The organism is Achromobacter sp. Bel (assembly GCF_012928505.1).
GTDB lineage: Bacteria > Pseudomonadota > Gammaproteobacteria > Burkholderiales > Burkholderiaceae_B > Achromobacter.
The window spans coordinates 1-18,565 of record NZ_JABBJN010000033.1 but is presented as its reverse complement, the minus strand read 5'-3'; the positions used below and the strand labels follow the sequence as shown (position 1 = coordinate 18,565).

Annotated in this window: 17 protein-coding genes; 5 read left to right on the top strand and 12 right to left on the bottom strand. The window is 66.7% G+C overall.

Features of this window, described 5'->3' with window-relative positions; all coding sequences use genetic code 11:
* The first annotated feature begins 3 nt into the window (after positions 1 to 3).
* Both HG262_RS19910 and HG262_RS19905 read left to right on the top strand, forming a co-directional pair.
* Positions 4 to 1,290 carry an LLM class flavin-dependent oxidoreductase gene (locus tag HG262_RS19910; RefSeq protein WP_169272659.1) on the top strand — a complete coding sequence of 429 codons (1,287 nt, stop codon included), beginning with the start codon at positions 4 to 6 and terminating at the stop codon, positions 1,288 to 1,290.
* A 487-nt stretch (positions 1,291 to 1,777) separates the two neighbouring features.
* Entirely contained in the window at positions 1,778 to 2,914 is a 1,137-nt protein-coding gene (locus tag HG262_RS19905) for a porin (RefSeq protein WP_169272658.1), read from the top strand.
* 113 nt (positions 2,915 to 3,027) lie between these two features.
* Here HG262_RS19905 and HG262_RS19900 read toward each other — a convergent pair whose 3' ends face one another.
* Positions 3,028 to 3,270 (bottom strand): hypothetical protein, encoded by a 243-nt coding sequence (locus tag HG262_RS19900; protein WP_169272657.1) that lies wholly within the window; start codon positions 3,268 to 3,270, stop codon positions 3,028 to 3,030.
* 168 nt (positions 3,271 to 3,438) lie between these two features.
* Between HG262_RS19900 and HG262_RS19895 the strand changes: the two genes are divergently transcribed.
* A complete protein-coding gene (locus HG262_RS19895) occupies positions 3,439 to 4,074 on the top strand; it encodes a TetR/AcrR family transcriptional regulator (RefSeq protein ID WP_169272703.1) in 636 nt (211 codons plus the stop codon).
* A 6-nt stretch (positions 4,075 to 4,080) separates the two neighbouring features.
* Here HG262_RS19895 and HG262_RS19890 read toward each other — a convergent pair whose 3' ends face one another.
* Together HG262_RS19890 and HG262_RS19885 are read right to left on the bottom strand one after the other, a co-directional pair.
* Positions 4,081 to 5,139 (bottom strand): DUF4105 domain-containing protein, encoded by a 1,059-nt coding sequence (locus tag HG262_RS19890; protein WP_169272656.1) that lies wholly within the window; start codon positions 5,137 to 5,139, stop codon positions 4,081 to 4,083.
* Entirely contained in the window at positions 5,126 to 5,809 is a 684-nt protein-coding gene (locus tag HG262_RS19885) for a MarC family NAAT transporter (RefSeq protein WP_169272655.1), read from the bottom strand. Before HG262_RS19885 ends, HG262_RS19890 begins: the two co-directional genes overlap by 14 nt.
* 121 nt (positions 5,810 to 5,930) lie before the next feature.
* Here HG262_RS19885 and HG262_RS19880 point away from each other — a divergent pair, with 121 nt between their 5' ends.
* The gene (locus tag HG262_RS19880) at positions 5,931 to 7,295 is read left to right on the top strand and encodes a lysozyme inhibitor LprI family protein (RefSeq protein ID WP_248293431.1); all 1,365 of its coding nucleotides are present in this window, start codon (positions 5,931 to 5,933) and stop codon (positions 7,293 to 7,295) included.
* Positions 7,296 to 7,362: 67 nt separating this feature from the next.
* Here HG262_RS19880 and ggt read toward each other — a convergent pair whose 3' ends face one another.
* The 3 genes from ggt to HG262_RS19865 form a co-directional block, all read right to left on the bottom strand.
* Positions 7,363 to 9,078: a gamma-glutamyltransferase gene (gene ggt / locus HG262_RS19875; protein ID WP_169272654.1), complete on the bottom strand. Its 1,716-nt coding sequence runs from the start codon at positions 9,076 to 9,078 to the stop codon at positions 7,363 to 7,365.
* Between the two features lie 189 nt (positions 9,079 to 9,267).
* Positions 9,268 to 10,650, bottom strand: a complete 1,383-nt coding sequence (locus HG262_RS19870) for an amidase (RefSeq protein WP_169272653.1) — start codon at positions 10,648 to 10,650, stop codon at positions 9,268 to 9,270.
* Positions 10,647 to 11,996: an MFS transporter gene (locus HG262_RS19865; protein ID WP_169272652.1), complete on the bottom strand. Its 1,350-nt coding sequence runs from the start codon at positions 11,994 to 11,996 to the stop codon at positions 10,647 to 10,649. Before HG262_RS19865 ends, HG262_RS19870 begins: the two co-directional genes overlap by 4 nt.
* Positions 11,997 to 12,137: 141 nt before the next feature.
* On the opposite strand from HG262_RS19865, the gene HG262_RS19860 reads away from it, so the two are divergent.
* On the top strand, positions 12,138 to 13,181 hold the full coding sequence (locus HG262_RS19860) for a LacI family DNA-binding transcriptional regulator (RefSeq protein WP_169272651.1): 1,044 nt from the start codon (positions 12,138 to 12,140) through the stop codon (positions 13,179 to 13,181).
* Positions 13,182 to 13,249: 68 nt separating this feature from the next.
* Here HG262_RS19860 and HG262_RS19855 read toward each other — a convergent pair whose 3' ends face one another.
* The 6 genes from HG262_RS19855 to HG262_RS19830 form a co-directional block, all read right to left on the bottom strand.
* Positions 13,250 to 14,245, bottom strand: a complete 996-nt coding sequence (locus tag HG262_RS19855; RefSeq protein ID WP_169272650.1) for an oligopeptide/dipeptide ABC transporter ATP-binding protein — start codon at positions 14,243 to 14,245, stop codon at positions 13,250 to 13,252.
* Positions 14,242 to 15,261: an ABC transporter ATP-binding protein gene (locus HG262_RS19850; RefSeq protein WP_169272649.1), complete on the bottom strand. Its 1,020-nt coding sequence runs from the start codon at positions 15,259 to 15,261 to the stop codon at positions 14,242 to 14,244. The genes HG262_RS19855 and HG262_RS19850 overlap by 4 nt, the downstream gene beginning before the upstream one ends.
* The gene (locus tag HG262_RS19845) at positions 15,258 to 16,130 is read right to left on the bottom strand and encodes an ABC transporter permease (protein WP_169272648.1); all 873 of its coding nucleotides are present in this window, start codon (positions 16,128 to 16,130) and stop codon (positions 15,258 to 15,260) included. The genes HG262_RS19850 and HG262_RS19845 overlap by 4 nt, the downstream gene beginning before the upstream one ends.
* On the bottom strand, positions 16,127 to 17,068 hold the full coding sequence (locus tag HG262_RS19840; RefSeq protein ID WP_169272647.1) for an ABC transporter permease: 942 nt from the start codon (positions 17,066 to 17,068) through the stop codon (positions 16,127 to 16,129). The genes HG262_RS19845 and HG262_RS19840 overlap by 4 nt, the downstream gene beginning before the upstream one ends.
* Complete coding sequence (locus HG262_RS19835) at positions 17,065 to 18,219, bottom strand: FAD-dependent oxidoreductase (protein WP_169272646.1); 1,155 nt, start codon at positions 18,217 to 18,219, stop codon at positions 17,065 to 17,067. Before HG262_RS19835 ends, HG262_RS19840 begins: the two co-directional genes overlap by 4 nt.
* A partial coding sequence (locus HG262_RS19830) for a (2Fe-2S)-binding protein (protein ID WP_169272645.1) occupies positions 18,216 to 18,565 on the bottom strand: 350 nt, incomplete at its 5' end. The genes HG262_RS19830 and HG262_RS19835, both read right to left, overlap by 4 nt.

The following is an 18,565-nucleotide window of genomic DNA, read 5'->3' as shown; positions in this document are numbered from 1 at the left end:
GCCATGCTGCACCTGAACCTGTTCATCTTCGGCTGCGGCCATCACCGAGCGGCCTGGCGCCACCCGGGCTCGGCCGCCGAACGCCTGGGCGACATCCGCTATTACGAAGCGTTGGCCCGCACCGCAGAACGCGGCAAGCTGGACGCCATCTTCTTTGCCGACGGCCAATCCACGGACAACATCGGCGACGGCCCGCGCTGGTACCTGGAGCCGCTGACCGCCATGGCCGCGATTGCGCGGGCCACGACCCGCATCGGCCTGATCAGCACGGTCTCCAGCACCTTCTTCACCCCCTTCCACGCCGCCCGCATGGTTGCGTCGCTGGACCACATTTCAGGCGGCCGCATGGGCTGGAACGTGGTGACCTCCATGTTCGACGCCGAAGCCCGCAACCACGGCTACGAGGCCATGCCCGGGCACGACTGGCGCTATGCCCGCGCCGAAGAGTTCGTGGACGTCGCGCTACGCCTGTTCGATTCGTGGGAAGACGAGGCCCTGTCCATCGACCGCGACGGCGTCTATGGCGTGCCGGAACGCATCCACCCGATCCACCACCATGGCGATCATTTCCTGGTCGACGGCCCGCTGACCGTCCCGCGCCCGCCGCAAGGCCACCCCGTGCTGTTCCAGGCCGGCGCATCCGACCAGGGCCGCGACCTGGCCGCCCGCCGCGCTGAAGCCATTTATGCCGTGGCGTATGACCTGCCTGCCGCGCAGTCCTATTACCGCGACATCAAGCAGCGCGTGCGCGCCGCGGGCCGCGACGCCTTCGTCCCGATCATGCCCGGCCTGGTCACCTATGTCGGGGCCACCGAAGCCGAGGCCCGGGCCAAGCAGCGCGAACTGGACGAGCTGCTGCCCAGCGACGCGTCGCTGCGGCAACTGGGAACCTTCGTATTGCAGGACTGCAGCGGTTGGGAGCTGGACGCGCCGGTGCCGGCGCTGCCCCCGCTGTCCGAATTCCAGGGGCCAAAAGGCCGGTACGCGACGATTCTGCGGATCATCGAGACGGAACAGCCCACGGTGCGCCAGTTGCTGGGGCGCTTGGCCGCTGGCGGCGGCCACTGCACGATGGTCGGCACGCCCGAGCAGATCGCGGATCAGATGGAATTCTGGTTCAGGAACGATGGGGCGGACGGCTTCAACTTGATGCCGCCCGCCTTACCCGGCGGCATCGACGACTTCGTCGACCACGTGGTTCCCGTCCTGCAGCGCCGCGGCCTGTTCCGCACCGAGTATGAACACAGCACGCTGCGCGGGCACTTGGGACTGCAAAGACCCGCCCGCTGACGGCAAGGCGACGGGTCACGCACCGAGACCCGGGTCGCCCCACCCGTGCGCATCCGCCGGCCGGCGCGATGCGCATTTTTCATGGATTGCTGGCGCAGGCAGGCGCATTTGAATGCAATGCGGTCTCAGTCGCAACGAAATGATAGACACACTTTATCAATTTGTACGCAACAAGCAGACATTATTTTCTTCAATAATATCAATGCTTAGCCGTAGATTTACGAGGCCAATGCCGGTCACTTTTTGGGCAACTGTTGTTCTTAAGCCATAAATGACCCGTTTTTATGTGTGAACCAAGTAACTAATTTTTTTGCCTTCAGGCCGCCGTCAGGGGAAAATCCCGTAAATACGGCCCCAATTTTTATATAAAGAACCATTAAGAAGTATTCAGTTTCATGTTTTCCGGCGGCCTTCCCTATTGTGGAGACCTGGGCTGCTTTCACGGCGCTGAAAGCAGGCAATACAAGCCTTAGAACCGGATGTGGATATGAAACTAACGAAAACTTTGCTCGTAGGCGCGATTCTGGCTGGCATGGCCGGTGCGGCGCAGGCTGAGACGTCCGTCACCTTGTACGGTATCGTCGACTTGGGTCTGACGTACCAACGCGGCAAGGTCGGCACCACCGATTCGAATCGTGGCGTGTATGGCGGTGACTATCAATCCCGCATCGGCATGAACGATGGCATCCAGAACGGTTCCCGCTTCGGCCTGCGCGGCACGGAAGACCTGGGCGACGGCCTGTCGGCGGTCTTCACGCTGGAAAGCGGCTTCACGGCCAATAACGGCAACCGCTCGCAAGGCGACCGCCTGTTCGGCCGCCAGGCCACGATCGGTCTGAGCAGCGACCAATGGGGTCTGCTGGAACTGGGCCGTCAAACCAACATCGCGTCGAAGTACTTCGGCGATATCGACCCGTTCTCGCTGGACTACCTGAACGCCAACATGGGTATGGCTTTCAGCGCGGCCAACACGGTCCGCTACGACAACATGGTCATGTACCAGACCCCGGTCTGGAGCGGCTTCCAGGGCGGCGTGGGCTACTCGTTCTCGACGGATGACGTCGAAGGCCCGACCGGCTTCAAGACCAAGGAAAACAACCGCGCCATCACGGCCGGCGTGCGCTACGACAACGGCCCGCTGAAGCTGGCCCTGTCGTATGACGTGCAATACCGCAAGCCGAACCAGCCGCAACCGCAGCAGTTCATCATCGGCGGTGCGTACGACTTTGAAGTGGTCAAGCTGTCGCTGGCCTACGGCCGTTCGGAAGACGGCGTTTTCGCAGGCCAGGACTTCGAGCTGATGGGCGGCCGCCAACAAGCTGGCGGCCCGGCCCGAGGCCAAGGCTTCTCCAACGACCGTTTCACGTGGGACGGCCTGCGCATCAACTCGTACATGGTCGGCGTGAGCGCGCCGATCGGCGGCGCCAGCAACGTCTTCGCGTCGTGGCAGCGTGCTGATCCGAACAAGAACCTGTACGCCATGGACATCTACAGCCTGGGCTACACGTACGACCTGTCCAAGCGGACCAATCTGTACGCCCTGGCGTCCTACGCCGATGGCGCCGCCTTCATCGATGGCAACAAGATGAGCACGGTCGGCGTCGGCATCCGCCATCGCTTCTAAGCAGGCTACGGGCCGCCCCAACTGAGCAGAGTCGGGGCGCCCTTCCTTACTTTCAGGCCATCCTTTCCAGGATGGCCTTTTTTTATCTTCGCAGGGAAAAGATCGCCAAGCGGCTATCCCGCCATGGCGGCGGGTTCGGCGTGCTCGGTGGGGCGCGGCTGCGCTTGCGCAGCGGATAGGGCGGGACGCGCCTGGAACGTGGCCGGGCGCACCCGGGCCATGGCGGAACGGCGCGCGCGGGCGGCAGCCTGACGGGTGACGATCCAGTCGTACAAGACAACACCGGGGTGGCGCAGCAGGACCGCAGCAATGGCGGCCGCGACAATCAGGGCAATGCTCAGGGTTAGCCAGGACATCTTGGCGCCCTCCTTCAAAACAGCCCGGTTCCGATACCAGACCCAAAACTCACGTGAGAGAAATGCGCACGCGTGAAGCGCTTGAGAGTGTAATGTACTCTACATTACATGCCTAAAGTCGGGTAAATTCGTCTGAAAACACGGATTGGAAACGGGGAGAAACAGGTGATGGGCGATCAGGCCGATTCCGTGCCGCGCGCGCTGACCAGCAAGGGCGAAGCCCGGCGGCGGCGGCTGCTTGAAGCGGCCAGCCAGTCCCTGCTGGAACACGGCTACGCGCAGACCTCCATCCAGCGCATCGTGCAACAGGCCGGGGGATCCGCGGCGACCGCTTATCAGCTGTTCGGCAACAAAGAGGGCATGCTGGCGGCCGTGCTGCAGTTTGAACTGGACAATCTGCGGGCCGCCGTATTCCTGGCGACGCCACCCCGCCAGCCGGTAGGGGCCGCCCTGCACGATCTTGCCGTGCGCCTCCTGGCCTATGCCGTACAGCCCAAGTCGGCCGCCCTGCACCGCCTGCTGGTGTCTGAATGCCACCGGATGCCGCAACTCGCAGCCGCCCTGCAACAGGCCGTCGACAAGCAAGTCCACACGCCGCTGGAACAATGCCTGCGGCACGCCTGCCAACGCGGCGAGCTGAAGATCGACGACCCGCGCCAGGCCGCACTGACCTTGGGCAATCTGATCAACGGCATCGCATTCCATGCGCGGCTGGTCGGCGGGTATGCCGACGGCCCGCGCGCCGACCATCTGGCCACCTGCCACTACGGCGTCGATACGCTGTTGCGCGCCTATCAGGCGTAGCGGCGTCTATGGGCTTGGGGCTAGCGGCGCGGACGGCCCATGCCGCCGGATCTGGCGGGAAAAGGCCTGCGGGTCGTCGCCGGGCGCGGCCAGCGGGCCGACCGCTGCCTGCTGGCGCAACACCTCCAAAGGCACCCTGGCGTCCAAGCCGCCCTGCTCGTACAGGTATTCGGGCAGATAGCCCGACAACAGGATACGGGTGTCCAGCGGCAGCCCCGGAACGATGGCGCGCACCATCTGATAGACCAGCGTCGTGCAATTGGCTGTCACCGTGTGATAGAAGCGGGGCGTATCGACCAGCGCATTGGCGGTGGCGACATACGACAGGAACAATTCACGCATGACAGGCACGGGCATGCGCACCGGATACAGGTAGACGCTTTCGCCGCGCGGCCCGGCGCGCACGTACAGGATGTCGCGTTCCTCCGCCGCCACCACGCTCAATTCGAACTGTTTGAAGAACCCGCCGATCTCGGAGAATTGCTCGCCTCGCTCTTTGCGGATCTCGACCGAGAACACCACATGACGGCCATCCGAGAAACCGAAGGACACCAACGTGTGGGCGATCGCCGGACCCGACCAATACGACAGCGCCATATCCACGGAAACAAGCTGGTCCAGGTCGTATTGGCGGGTTTCCCAGCGCGCCGTGTAGTCGTCGTCCGAACGCCAATCGAAATTACGCACATTCGCAAGCGTGACCACCGGCCCTTGCACCGTGCCGCGCACCATCTTCGCGACATCGTCGGCCCAGACGCGGTCATTCGAAGGCGCAAGCGTCTGCCACCAACCGCACAGCACGAGCCCCCCGGCCACATAGGCCCATCCGGCGCGCCGGCGCCACGGGCCGCGGCGCCACACCGCAACGAGCGCGCCCGTGCACAGCCCCGTCCACAGCAGCGCGGCGGCCCCTTTTCCCCAAACGCCGCCCGGCGCCTGATAGGCGATCGCCAATCCGCCCCACAAGGCGGAGGCCGCGACCAGCAGGCTGCCGGCGACGCGCCCGAAGACGACTGCGCCGCGCCGCAGCCAACCGCCACGCGACGCCGGGCTATCCGCCGGCATGCTGGCTAACGATTTCCAGGACGCCGTTGATCACGAATTGGACGCCCATGCAGACCAGCAGGAAGCCCATGACGCGTGAGATGGCTTCGACGCCACTTTGGCCGATCACCGCCACGATGCGGCCCGCCGAGCGCAGGCAGATCCAGAAGAACACGCCGAGCAAGGCGAACACGATGACCGGCGTCACCGCGATCACCCACGGCGCATAGTCGGGGGTGATCGCGGTATCCACCGACGCGGCCCCGCTGATGATCATGGCGATGGTGCCCGGCCCCGCGGTGCCGGGCAGCGCCAGCGGCACGAAGGCGATGTTGGGCGTTTGCCGCTGTTGCGCGTCGGCGGCCGCCTCGGATTCCAGCGTGCGCGACTCGGCGGGCGGGAACAGCATGCTGAATCCGATGCTGACCACGATGAGTCCCCCCGCGATGCGCAGGCCGGGGATCGAGATGCCGAACGTGTGCATGATCCACGCGCCCGCGTAATAGGTCACCAGCATGATGCCGACGACGTAGAAGGCCGCCTGGGTGACCTGGCGTTCGCGCTCTTTGTAGGGAATTTGCTGGCCCAGGGACAGCAGCAGCGTCATGGATGTCAGCGGATTGGCCAGCGGCAGCATCAGCGCCAGGCCCAGGCTGATCAGTTTGCCCAGTTGGATCAGGTCGTCGATCATGGAACTCACAAATATTTGGCGCGGGCCGCAACGGCCGGCTTGCCTGGTTCAACGGTTCAATCGTGTAATGCACTGTACCTCACCCACTCCCCGCCGAACGTTGACACCGATCCCCAAACCCTTGCTTGCCGTCCTTCTGGCGCTGGCACCCCTTGCCCCGCCCGCGCTTGCCGCAGGCATGAACTGCGCGCAAGCGAAGACCCCTACCGAACTGGCCATCTGCGCTGACGCGGACCTGCTGCGCCGTGACAGCGACCTGTCGGTCGTCTACGGCAAACTGGGCGCTGCCCGGCCGGACGGCCGCACCGCCTTGCGGCAGGACCAGCGCGATTGGCTGCGCGCGCGCAACCGCTGCGGCGCCGACGCCGGCTGCATCCGCGACCAGTACCTGGTGCGCCTGAGCGCCTTGCAGGACCTGCTGCGCAGCGCCACGGCCTACGTGCCGGACGAGACCGACCGGCTCGCGCTGGAAGACCTGCGCCAGGCGGTAGAGGCCGCCAGCCGCAAGAACGCCGAGTTCCCGTTGGAGGACGCGCTGGCGGCCCTGTCCATCCAGGGCGGCATGACGACTTTCGCCAATGTCCGAGCGAACGTCGATGACGACGAGGCCAGGTTCCCCGCCAAGCGGCCAGACGGCGTGACGCCGGACGAGTGGAAGGCATTGCAGGCGTCCGGCATCGACGCCGGCGGCGAGAACGGGGCCGCGTCCTACACCTTGATGGACCTGGACGGGGACGGCCAGCGCGACCTGGTGATCGATTCCTACACCGGCGGTACCGGCCTGTTTTCAGACATCAGCGCCCTGCGGCGCGTGGGCGACCGCTACGCCGAGGCCATCGGCGCCAATGGCGATGCCGTGTCCGGCCTGTACACGCTGAACGGCCGCGGCTCGAACCAGGGCAGCGACTGGGTCCGCTTGCGCGGCCGCGTCTACGCGGCTTATCGCAACAGCAACTACGGCGCGGACCAGGTCTATCTGCTGCGGCCCCTGCATGCGGTGGGCGAGGTGCCCACCCTGACCGTCCAGTACCGCTATCAGCTGCAAGTGCCGAAACAGCAGAAGCGCGCCGATAAAGACGAGGTCCGCATCCTGGACGACGCCTTGCATGCCGGACTGACGCAGGCATTGGCCGGGGTCGACCCCGAATCCGCAAGGGGCGGCGGAGATTCCGCCAACCCGCCGGGCGCACCGGCCCGACCGCTGTGCCCGATCCCCGCCGACGTGAAAGACGACGAGCGGGACCGCTACTACCAGTATGGCGCGGGGCACTATTCCTATGAAACCGTGGCCGATATCGCGGTGCACGTGGGTGCGCGCTGCTATGTCGCGCGGCTGATCGACTGGTTCGGCAGCTATGACGCCAAGTCCGGATTGTCGGCCATGATGTGGATGCGTGAGCCCGGCGCGGACAACGGCGATGAGGAATTCCTGGTGCAAGGCAGGCGCCACGCCATCCGTTTCGGCACGTCGGTCGGCCCGATCTAGAACAGCGGCGGCCGATCGGCCGCCGCCTGCCCTGCCCGCCATCGAGCGCGGACGCCTGCCTGTGCGCTCAGTAGCCCAACGCCGCTCCGGCTGGCGCGCGGTTGTCGTGACCACCGAAGATCAGGCCACGGTCCCGGTCCACCACGATGGCGTCGGCCACGCTCCAGTTTTCCTGGACTTTGAACGTGTGGCCCATTTTCTCGAGCAACGCCTGCGTGTCCGGCGACAACGCGCCCGCTTCCAGATAGACGGTGTCCGGCAGCCATTGATGGTGGATGCGTGGCGCGTCGACGGCAGCTTGCACATCCATGCCGTAGTCGATGACGTTGAGAAGGGTCTGCAGGGTCGTGGTGATGATGCGCGGACCGCCCGGGCTGCCGGTCACCATGTAGACCTTGCCGTCCTTGAGCACCACCGTCGGCGTCATGGAACTGAGCGAACGCTTGGCCGGCGCGATCGCGTTGGCCTTGCCCTGGATCAGGCCGAACACGTTGGGCGCGCCCACTTTGGCCGTAAAGCCCTCCATGGTGTCGTTCAGGAAGAAGCCCGCGTCGCCCGCGACTTTGCCCGTGCCGAAGCGCAAGCCCAACGAGTACGTGACGGACACCGCATTGCCCGCCTTGTCGACGATCGAGTAATGGGTGGTGTGGTTGCCTTCCTTGACCGGCGTGCCGCCCTTGATCGCCGATGACGGCGTCGCGCGGCCCAGATCGATGCTGGCGCGCACCTGTTGCGCATAGGATTTCGAGATCAGGTTGTCGACGGGGTTCTCGACGAAGCGCGGGTCGCCGAGTTCAACGTTGCGGTCCGCGAAGGCGCGGCGCAGGGTTTCGATGTACAGGTGCGTGCTGGCGGCGGAACGCAGGCCCATATCCTTGAGCGACACGTTTTCCAGCACATTCAGGCTTTCACACAGCGAAATCCCGCCGGAACTGGGCGGTGCGGCCGACACCAGTTCATAGCCCCGATAGTTGCAGTGGATGGGCTTGTAGGTCAGGGCCTTGTACTGCGCGAAGTCCTCGGGCGCGAAAATGCCGCCGCCCGCCTTGCTGGCCCGCACGGTCTCGTCCGCGATCCACCCTTGGTAGAACGCCTGGGGTCCGTCGTCCGCGATGGTTTGCAAGGTCTTGGCCAACGCAGGCTGGCGGAACGTTTCGCCGGCGCGGTAGGGCCGGCCGCCGTTCAGAAAGTACTTGCCCACGTAGGCATCGGTTTTGGCAAAGGCGGTCAACAGGTCGGCGTGAACCACGACATCGTCCCATTGGGTCAGCGCATAGCCGTCGCGAGCCAGCGCCACGGCCGGCATCACCAGCGACTTGCTGGGCAGGGTGCCGTAGTGGCCGCGAGCGTATTCCAGTCCGGCCACGGTGCCCGGCACCGCCGCGCCCAGCCAGGATCGCGACACGGCTTCGCGACGCACCTTGCCATCCGGGTCCAGGTACATGTCGGCGGTGGCGGCCAAGGGCGCGGCTTCGCGGAAATCGACCATGGTCTCGCGGCCATCGGCCATGCGGATCACCAGGAATCCGCCCCCGCCCAGGTTGCCCGCCTGGGGCAACGTCACGGCCAGTGCATAGCCCACGGCGACGGCAGCATCCACGGCATTGCCGCCCTGCTTCAGTACGTCCACGCCGATCTGGCTGGCCAGCTTGTGAGCGCTGGCGACCATGCCGTTCTGTCCTTGCGCTGGCGGCGGCGATACCGCCTGGGCCGGCAAGGCCACGAACAGCGCCGATGCGCTCAAGACGGCGACGAACAACGGATTGCGGGTATAGCCCTGCATACAACGTCTCCTCATTATTTTTTGGATGTCGACGCAGGCCAGCCAGCCGGCGCCGCCAAGTCATTCTGGGAGCCGCCCGGCAACGCCGCAAACGAAAAAAACTACCGCCGCCATTCCGCCGCGTCATGCCGCGGCGCAGCATGCGGGGCCGGCCCGCGCACGCGACGCGGCACCGGCCGGCCCATCCGGTCAGTCTGCTGGCGGCGCTTGCCAGCGGCTGGCGGCCAGCGCCAGCAAGGTCTCGTCCGCGCCGGCCGCGGCGACAAGCTGCAAGCCTACCGGCATGCCGTTCACCCAGCCCGCGGGCAGGCTGATGGCGGGCAGCCCCAACACATTCCAGGGGTTGGTCAGGCCAAGCAACGTTTCACGCACGCCCGCGCTGCCCGGCCCCGCCACGGTGCGTTGCTGCAACGCGGGCGCGGTGATGGCGACGGCGGGCAGCGCCAGGACATCCACCTGCTGGAACAGGCGTGCGAATTCGGCTTGCAAACGGGTCCTTTCCTTCAGCGCCCGCACGTACTCCCACCCCTGCACGGGGCGCGAGGCGCGCAGGCGTTCCAGCACTTCGGGGTCGAACTTTCCGGGTTCGGATTCCACGCGTTCGGCATGGACTTCATAGGCTTCCGCGCGCTGGATGGCGCCCAGCGCGCTTTGCAAGGCGCGCGCGTACTGCGTGACCTCGGGCGCCGCGGGCACGGCACCGCGGGCGAAGCGTTCCGCTGCCGCCCGCACGCAAGCGGTGACGGCCGCGTCGTCGATGGCGAAGGGAACGTTTGCCACCCAGCCCATCCGCGGCGCGTCAACGCCAGCGATGGCGGGAGCGATCGCGCCGCCGCTCAACGCCTGCATGAAGACTTGCGCGTCTTCCACGCACTGTGCCAGCACACCCGGATCTTCGAGCGTCGGCGCAAGCGGAAACACGCCCGCGTCGGACACGCGGCCATGCGTGGGCTTGAAGCCGACCAGGCCGCATAGCGCGGACGGCACGCGCACGGAACCGCCAGTGTCCGTGCCCAACGCCACGGGCACCATGCCGGACGCGACGGCGGCCGCGCTGCCTGCGCTGGAACCGCCGGTCATCTGGCTGGTGCGCCACGGGTTGCGCGCCGCGCCCTGCACGCTGCGGTCGCCGGTGGGCCCGTAGGCGAATTCATGCGTCAGCGTCTTGCCGACGACAATGGCGCCGGCTTCGCGCAGCAGCGCCACACAGCGCGCGTCGGCTGGCGGCCGGTGGCCCAGGAAATGGGCCGCGCCCATCGTCGTGGGCATGTCGGCCGTGTCGACGTTGTCTTTGATGGCGATGGGAATGCCATGCAACGGCCCCCTCACCTTGCCGCTTGCCCGTTCGGCGTCGCGTTCGCGGGCGACGGCGAGCGCGGCGGCGATGTCGACATGGACGAAGGCGTTGAGCTGCGGGTTCAGCCGCTCGATGGCGGCGCCGGCGTGGCGCACCAGATCCTCGGCGGTCAGGCTGCCGCTGGCCATGGCCTGCTGCAAGTCGGCGATGCGACGCCCCCGGAAGAATCCGGGTTCGACGGCAAGTTGCGGGGAAGTCGGGTTGGCTTGGGTCATTGGGAAGCTCCGGAAGGCTGGGCCGGACTGGCGGGCATGCGCGGGCCCACGCCCGGGCGCACCTGAAGCATAGCGACCATGCCGACGGCTGTCGCCACCGATGCGGCGATGAACATCACCGAGTAGCCATGACGCGCCGTCAGATAGCCCGTCAGGGTCGGCGCCAGGATGGAGGCGATATTGGCGAAAAAGTGCATCAGGCCGCTGAAGGTGCCTACGCGGTTGGACGGCGCGGTGTCGATCACGACCGCCCAGTAGACCGAATTGGGCAAGGCGTTCAGCGCGTTGGCCAGGGTCATCAGGGCAATGACGGCGAACACAGACTGCGCCTGCGAAACCAGCAGGAAGCACAAGGTCGTGGCCAGCAGGCAGGCGGCGGCGAACCAACTGCGGGCGATCTTCAGGCTGCCCGTGCGCTTGAACAGCAAGTCTGAAATGCGGCCGCCCAGCAGCACGGTCACGCACGCGCCCGTCCAGGGGATCATGCCCATGTACCAGAGCGACGACAGGCTATAACCGAAGTTGTCCTGCAGGTACTTGGGCGTCCAGGTCAACAGCAGGAAGTTCACGTACATGAACGCGAAGTAGCCCAGCGTATTCAGCAACAGCGTCTTGCTGCGAAAGAAGCTCCACCACGGCAGCGCGGGCGCATCGGCCGCTTGGGCGCCCGTGGCCGATTGGGCGCGCGAAGCCTGGATTTCGGCCAGTTCCTGCGGCGACACGCGCGGGTTGGTTTCCGGGCGGTCGGTGAAGATGCGCATGAAGAACACCAGCACCAGCAGCCCCGCGCCGCCCAGGATGAAGAACATGGCGCGCCAGCTGTCGGTCAGCGTCAGCAGGCCCACCGCCACGGGGGCCGTCAGCAAGGCGCCCAGCGGCGTGCTGAGCAGGCCGAACCCCACGACGAAACCGCGTTCGCGCGTGGTCGCCCAGTTGGCGATGGTCTTGTTGATGATGGAATACGCCGGGCCTTCGGCCGCACCGAACAGGATGCGGATGGTGGCGAAGCCAGCCAGCGCGGAACCGCCCAGGAACGCCAGGCCGAAATCCCCCGCCCAGGCGGTGGCGATTTCGAACACGGACCAGGCCACGCCGGCCACGATCCAGACTTTGCGCGGGCCGTAGCGGTCGGCCAGCATGCCGCCGAACAGGGCGCCAACCATGTAGCCGTAGCCGAAGTAGCCCAGCACCGAGCCCCAGGCGCCGCGGTCCAGGCCGTATTCGCCGGTGATGTGCGCGGCCGCGTAGGACATGGCGCCGCGGTCGATGTAGTTGATCAGCGCCAGCAGCACGACCATGGTGAAGATCCGGTACCGGAACCGGGAATCCTGGCTTTCAGTTGTCATTGCGTGTCTATCCAGTCGGTTTACCCAAACGTTTGGGTTGCGCAATGCTAAGGGGTCCAAATCCAAAAATCGACTCGGTGAAAACCCTAGGTTGCCGGAATGCGCCCTGCTGCGCTATTTCCGCGTGTATCCTCCAGCCCCATGAATAGATCGCGCCCTGTCACGCTGCAAAGCCTGGCGCGGGAGCTCGGCTTGAATGTTTCAACCGTGTCCCGGGTCCTGAACGGATCCGAAGACGATGCGCGCGGCGCAGCGGCCCCGGACACGGTGAAACGCATCCGGGCGCTTGCCGCCGAATTGCACTACCAGACCAATCCCCACGCGGCCAGCCTGAAGACGCGGCGTAGCCGCACGATCGGCGTGCTGGTGCCCCGGCTGTCGGACATGGTGCTGGCCACCATCTACGAAGGCATCGACGAGGCCGCCGCCGAGCACGGCTACCTGACCTTCGTGTCCAACACGCAGGACGACCCGGACAAACAGCGCAAGCTGATCGACATGGCGCTGGCGCGCCGCGTGGACGGCCTGATCCTGGGTGACGCGCACAGCGCGCCCGCGAACGCGCCGCCCAACCCGCTCTTGGCTGAACTGGCGCGGCGCGACGTGCCCTTCGTGCTGGTCAGCCGCCATGCCGACCACCACTGCGCGGTCACCTGCGACGATCTGGAAGGCGGCCGGCTGGCGGCCAAGCACTTGCTGGACATGGGCCATCGGCGCATCGCCGTGATGGTGGGCGAACCGTTCGCCAGCACCGGCCGCGACCGCTCCGACGGCTTCTTCGGTTATTGCGCGCAGCACGGCGTGGACGTGCCGGCGCATTGGCGCATCGAAAGCCCGTTCGACACCGACGCCGGCCGCGACATCGGCGCCCGGCTGCTGTCGCCCGCCGACCGCCCCACCGCGATCTTCGCCGTCAACGACTTCCTGGCCGTAGGCGTCATGGGCGCCGCCCGCGACCAGGGCCTGGAAGCCGGGCGCGACGTCGCCATCGTCGGCTACAACGACACGCCGCTTGCGGGCGCGCTGCCTATCGGCCTGACGACGATCCATTCGCCCATGCACCAGATGGGACGGCTGGGCCTGGAACTGCTGCTGCAGAAGCTGGCAGGCGGCCAGCCGGACAGCCTGCGGCTGGCGCCCGAACTGGTCGTGCGCGACAGCAGCAAGCGACGCATCGCGGGCTGACGCCGGCTTGCGGCCACGGTTTGGACCTGAATGCCGGCCCGGCCGTTGACCTGCCCTTCAACCTGAGTTCAGGCCTGGACCATGGCCGGGGCATCCTCGACCAGCGGATGGAAACAGGCCGCCGACCGGCCGCCGCCCAACGATTCCAGCGCGGGCACCCGCTTGGCGCAATCCGCCTGGACGCGGGCGCAGCGAGGATGGAACGTGCAACCCGGCGGCAAGTGCGTGGGCGCGGGGATTTCGCCTTCGATCTTCAGCAATCGGATGCGCGCCGCCGGGTCCGGCACGGGCGACGAATCCCGCAGGACCCGGCTGTACGGATGCAAGGGACGGTCAAGCACCTGCGACGTGGGCCCGTGTTCGATGATGCGGCCCAGGTACATCACGCTGACCGTGTCGCAAAAGTGGCGCACCACGCCCAGATCGTGCGAGACGAACACGAACGACAGACCGCGGTCGCGCTTCAGGCGTTCCATCAGTTGCAGGATCTGCGCCTGGACCGACACGTCCAGCGCCGACACGGGCTCATCGGCCACGATCAATTCCGGGTCCAGCACCAATGCGCGGGCGATGCCGATGCGCTGGCGCTGCCCGCCCGAAAACTCGTGCGGAAAGCGGTCCAGCGCCGACACCGGCAGGCCCACTTCGCCAACGGCCTGCTCCACCTTGGCGGCGATTTGCGCCGCATTGCCCAGCTTGTGGACGAACAGCGGCTCCGACAGCGCCTGGCGCACGGTGCGCCGCGGATTGAGCGACGCATAGGGATCCTGGAACACGATCTGGATGCGGCGGCGCAATGCGCGCAGGGCGGAGGCGCCGGCCTGCCGGATGTCCACCCCGTCGAAGACGATGCTGCCCTCGTCCGGTTCGATCAGCCGCAGCAAGGTGCGCGCCACGGTCGATTTTCCGCAGCCGGACTCCCCGACCAACCCCAGCGATTGGCCCCGCGCGACGCTGAACGACACGTCGTTCACCGCCCGCACCACCTGTTTTTCGCCACCCAGCCAACCGCCGCCGCTTTCAAAGCGCTTGACCAGGTTGCGGACTTGCAGAAGATCGCTCATGCCTTGCCCCCAAGCGGTTCGGCGCGCACCACGCAGCGCACCTCGTGAGACGGGCCGATACGGGTCAGCGCTGGCCGTTCGGCTTCGCACCGCGCCTCCTTTAGGCGGCAGCGCGGCGCGAAGGCACAGCCTTTGGGCATGGCGGTGATGGCCGGCACCCCGCCCGGAATGGATTCCAGCACCGCGCTATCGGCGTCCACGCGCGGCATCGCGCGCAGCAGCGCTTCGGTGTACGGGTGCGTGGGCCGTGCAAAAAGCGTCTGCACGTCGGCGGTCTCGACGACCTCGCCGGCGTACATGACCGCGACGCGGTCGGCAATCTGCGCGACCACGCCCAGGTTGTGCGTGATGAACAGCACCGCCATGCCGTGCGCGGCCTTCAGATCCGACAGCAGCGTGAGGATCTGCGCCTGGATCGTGACATCCAGGGCAGTGGTCGGCTCGTCGGCCAGCAGTACCCGGGGTTTGCACGCCAAGGCCATCGCGATCATGACGCGCTGGCGCATGCCCCCCGAGAACTGGTGCGGGTAGTCGCCGAAACGCTTGGCGGCCGCCGGAATCTTCACTTCCTCCAGCACGGCCAGCGCCAGCCGGCGCGCCTCTTTCCACGGCAGCCGGCGATGCTGGCGGATGGCCTCGGCGATCTGGTCGCCCACGGTCATCGTGGGGTTCAGCGACGTCATCGGCTCCTGGAAGATCATGGCGATGGATTCGCCCCGCAGTGCCATCATCTGCTTTTCGGATAGCGCCGCCAGATCGGCGCCATCCAGCAGGATCTGCCCGCCACCGTGGCGGGCCCCCGCCTCCGGCAGCAGGCGCAACACCGACAAGGCCGTCACGCTCTTGCCGCTACCGGATTCGCCGACGACCGCCAGCGTTTCGTTGCGCCCCACTTGCAGCGACACGTCGCGCACAGCGGCATGCCAGCCGCCGCCCACGCGGAACTCCGTGCGCAGGTCGCGCAGCTCCAGCACGGGAGCCTGGGAGCCTGACAGGCTGTTCGGTTGAGGGTTCATGAGCGCTCCGAACGCAACTTGGGATCAATGGCGTCGCGCAGGGCATCGCCCAGCAGATTCAGCGCCAGGACGGTCAACAGGATCGCCACGCTGGGGAACACCGTCAGCCACCAGGCATCCAGGATGTTCTCGAACCCTTCGCGAATCATGCTGCCCCACGTCGCCGCGGGCGGCGGCACGCCCAGGCCGATAAAGCTCAGCGACGCCTCGGTGCGAATGGCCGACGCCATCCACAGCGACCCCAGCACCACCACGTCCGACACCATGTTGGGCAGGATATGCACGCCCATCAGCCGCAACGGGCCATAGCCCAGCGCCCTGCCCGCTTCCACGAAATCGCGTTGTTTCAGGGCGATGGTGGGCGCGCGCGCCACCCGCACGAACGGCGCGATTTCGGTGATGGCGATGGCGATGATCAGGTTTTCCAGGCTGGCGCCCAGCATGGCGGCGACCATCAAGCCCAGCAGCAAGGTGGGAAACGACAGCAGGACGTCGACCAGGCCCATGATGAGCTGATCGACCAGGCCGCCCAGATAACCCGCCAGAATGCCCAGCGCCGAGCCGATGCACATGGCGATCAGGATGGCGACAAAGCCCACCAGCAGCGACACGCGCGCGCCGTAGACCAGGCGCGACAGCACGTCGCGCCCGTAGCTGTCGGTGCCCAGCCAGAACTCCGCCGATGGCGGCTCCAGCCGATAGGCGATGTTCTGTTGCAACGGATCGTGTGGCGCCAGCCACGGCGCGAACACGGCGGCCAGCACGATCACGAGCAGCAGCCCGATGCCGATCCACGACAGCCGGTTCTTGGACAACGCCTGCCACAAGGCATTGGGGCGGGACGACGGAATGGCGGCGACAGCGCTCATTTGTATTTCACCCTTGGATCGACCAGCCCGTACACCAGGTCGGTCAGCAGATTGACGACGATCACACACGACGCGAATACCACCATCAGCCCCTGCAGCAGCGTGTAGTCGCGGCTGTTGAGCGCGCCCAGGATCAGCTTGCCCAGGCCCGGCCGGTTGAACACGATCTCGGTCAGCACCGAGTTGCCGATCAGCGTCCCGAAGTACAGGCCCACCACGGTCACGATCGGAATGAGCGCGTTGCGCAGCCCATGGCGCACGATCAGGCGCATCGGCCGAACGCCTTTGGCCCTTGCGGTACGCACGTAGTCTTCGCCCATCACTCCCAGCATCGATGAACGCGTGACGCGCATCACGTACGCCATCATGATCAGGCCCAGGTTGAAGGCGGGCAGCGCCAGGCCGCGCAATTGCGTCGTCCAGTCGCCCGCGCCGACCGCGCCGATGACGGGAAACCAGCGCAACTGGATGGCGAACACCAGCAGCATCAGGATGGCGGACACGAAAGCCGGAAAGGACAAGCCGGTGAGCGACAGCAGGCGGCCCAGGTAATCCGGCCAGGCGTTGCGGCGCAGCGCGGCCCAGATACCCATGGGCAAGCCGAACGCCACGCCGATCACGATGGCCGCCGCCGTGAGCTGCAGCGTCCATGGCAGCACCAGCGACACTTCCTGCAGCACGGTTCGGCCGCTGGCCATGGACACGCCGAAGTTGCCCGTCAGCATGTCACCCAGAAAGCGCAGGTACTGCACGTGCGTGGGCAGATCCAGTCCCAGACGCAGGCGCAAGGCCGCCAGGGCTTCGGCGCTGGCCTGGTCGCCCAGCATCACCGCGGCAGGGTCCCCCGGCACCAGCCGCACCAGGATGAAGACCGCCGTCAACATGGCCAACAGCGTCGGAATGGCCAGCAGCAGGCGCTTGATGGCGTAGCGCATCATGATGCGTGCTCCGGTGCGGACGGCGCGGCGCCCTTGCCCCGCATCAGACGCTGCGCTTGCAGGTTGCCGATGGCGCGGTCGGTTTTTCCATGAACCACCAGGTCGGTCAGCGCGGCGCCGACCACCGGCACCAGCTCGAATCCATGGCCCGAGAAGCCGAACGCATGGAATACGCCCGGCGCGTTGGGCGACGGGCCGACGATGGGCAACATATCGGCCGTTTTCGCTTCCAGGCCCGCCCACACTCGCACGATGCGGATATCGCGCACGGCCGGAAACAGATCGGTGGCGGCATGGGCGCCCTTGGCCAGCACCTGCATGCGCGCCGTGGAGGTTTCGCGGTCCAGGTCGGGGATGCCTTGCAGGCCGCCTCCGATCACCAGGGTGCCCTGGTCGGATTGCTTGAACGACAGCGATCGGCCCATGATGGCCACCACGGGTTTGATGAAGGGGCGCAGGCGCTCGCTGACCATCATCATGGACGACTTGGTCGCCAGCGGGATGTCGTCGCCCACCATGGCCGCGACGCGCGCGGACCAGGCGCCGGCCGTGTTGACCACATACGGCGCGGTCCAATCGCCGGCGTCGGTCTGCGCGCGCCAATCCTGCCCGGCGCGCGCCAGCCCGGTCACGCCGCAGTGTTCGATGATGGCCACGCCCGCGGCTTCGGCGCTGTGGCGGAACGCGCGCAATGCGCGGTGCGGATCCGCCGCGCCGTCGCGCCGCGCGATCGACGCGCCCAGGCAATGGTGGCTGAGTTCCGGCAACAACTGCCGCAGTTCATCGGGGCCGATCAGTTCTTCGTGGGTGTAGCCGCTGGCGCGCAGCCCGTCGACGCGGGTCTGCAGCGCGGCCAGCGCGGCAGGCGTTTCCGCCACGCAGATCTGCCCGTTGGCATGAAAGCCGCAGTCGTCGCCGACCAGCGACGCCATGTCGTGCCACATGTCCATCGCCTCCAATGACAGGTCCAGTTCGCCCAGGTCCCGGTTCAGCGTGCGCACGCCGGCCGCCGTGGCGCCCGAGGCGTGCCGGCCGACCCAATGGCGTTCGATCACCACCACCCGCTTGCCTTGGCGCGCCATCTGCAACGCTGCCGACAGGCCGTGCAGGCCGCCGCCGATCACGATCACATCGCAAGTGCGCGTGCTCATGGTTGCGTTTCCTCGATGTCGAGCGACGCCAGTTCCCCCAGCGTCAACGGTTTGAGCGGCGGGCGGATGCGGTAGAACCCCACTTCCGCCACCGGCCGCTTCTGTTCCGCCGCGAGAATATGCGCGATCGTGTAGCCGCACTGGCGGCCCTGGCATGGGCCCATGCCGGCACGCGTGTAGGACTTGATCTGATTGGGTCCGGGCTGGCCGATGGCGGCCGCCTTGCGGATATCGCCTGCCGTCAGTTCTTCGCAGCGGCACACGATGGTGTCGTCGGGCGGGGAAAAGATGGCCGCCCGAGGCGGATACATGGCATCCAGCATCGGACGCAGTCGCAGCAACGACG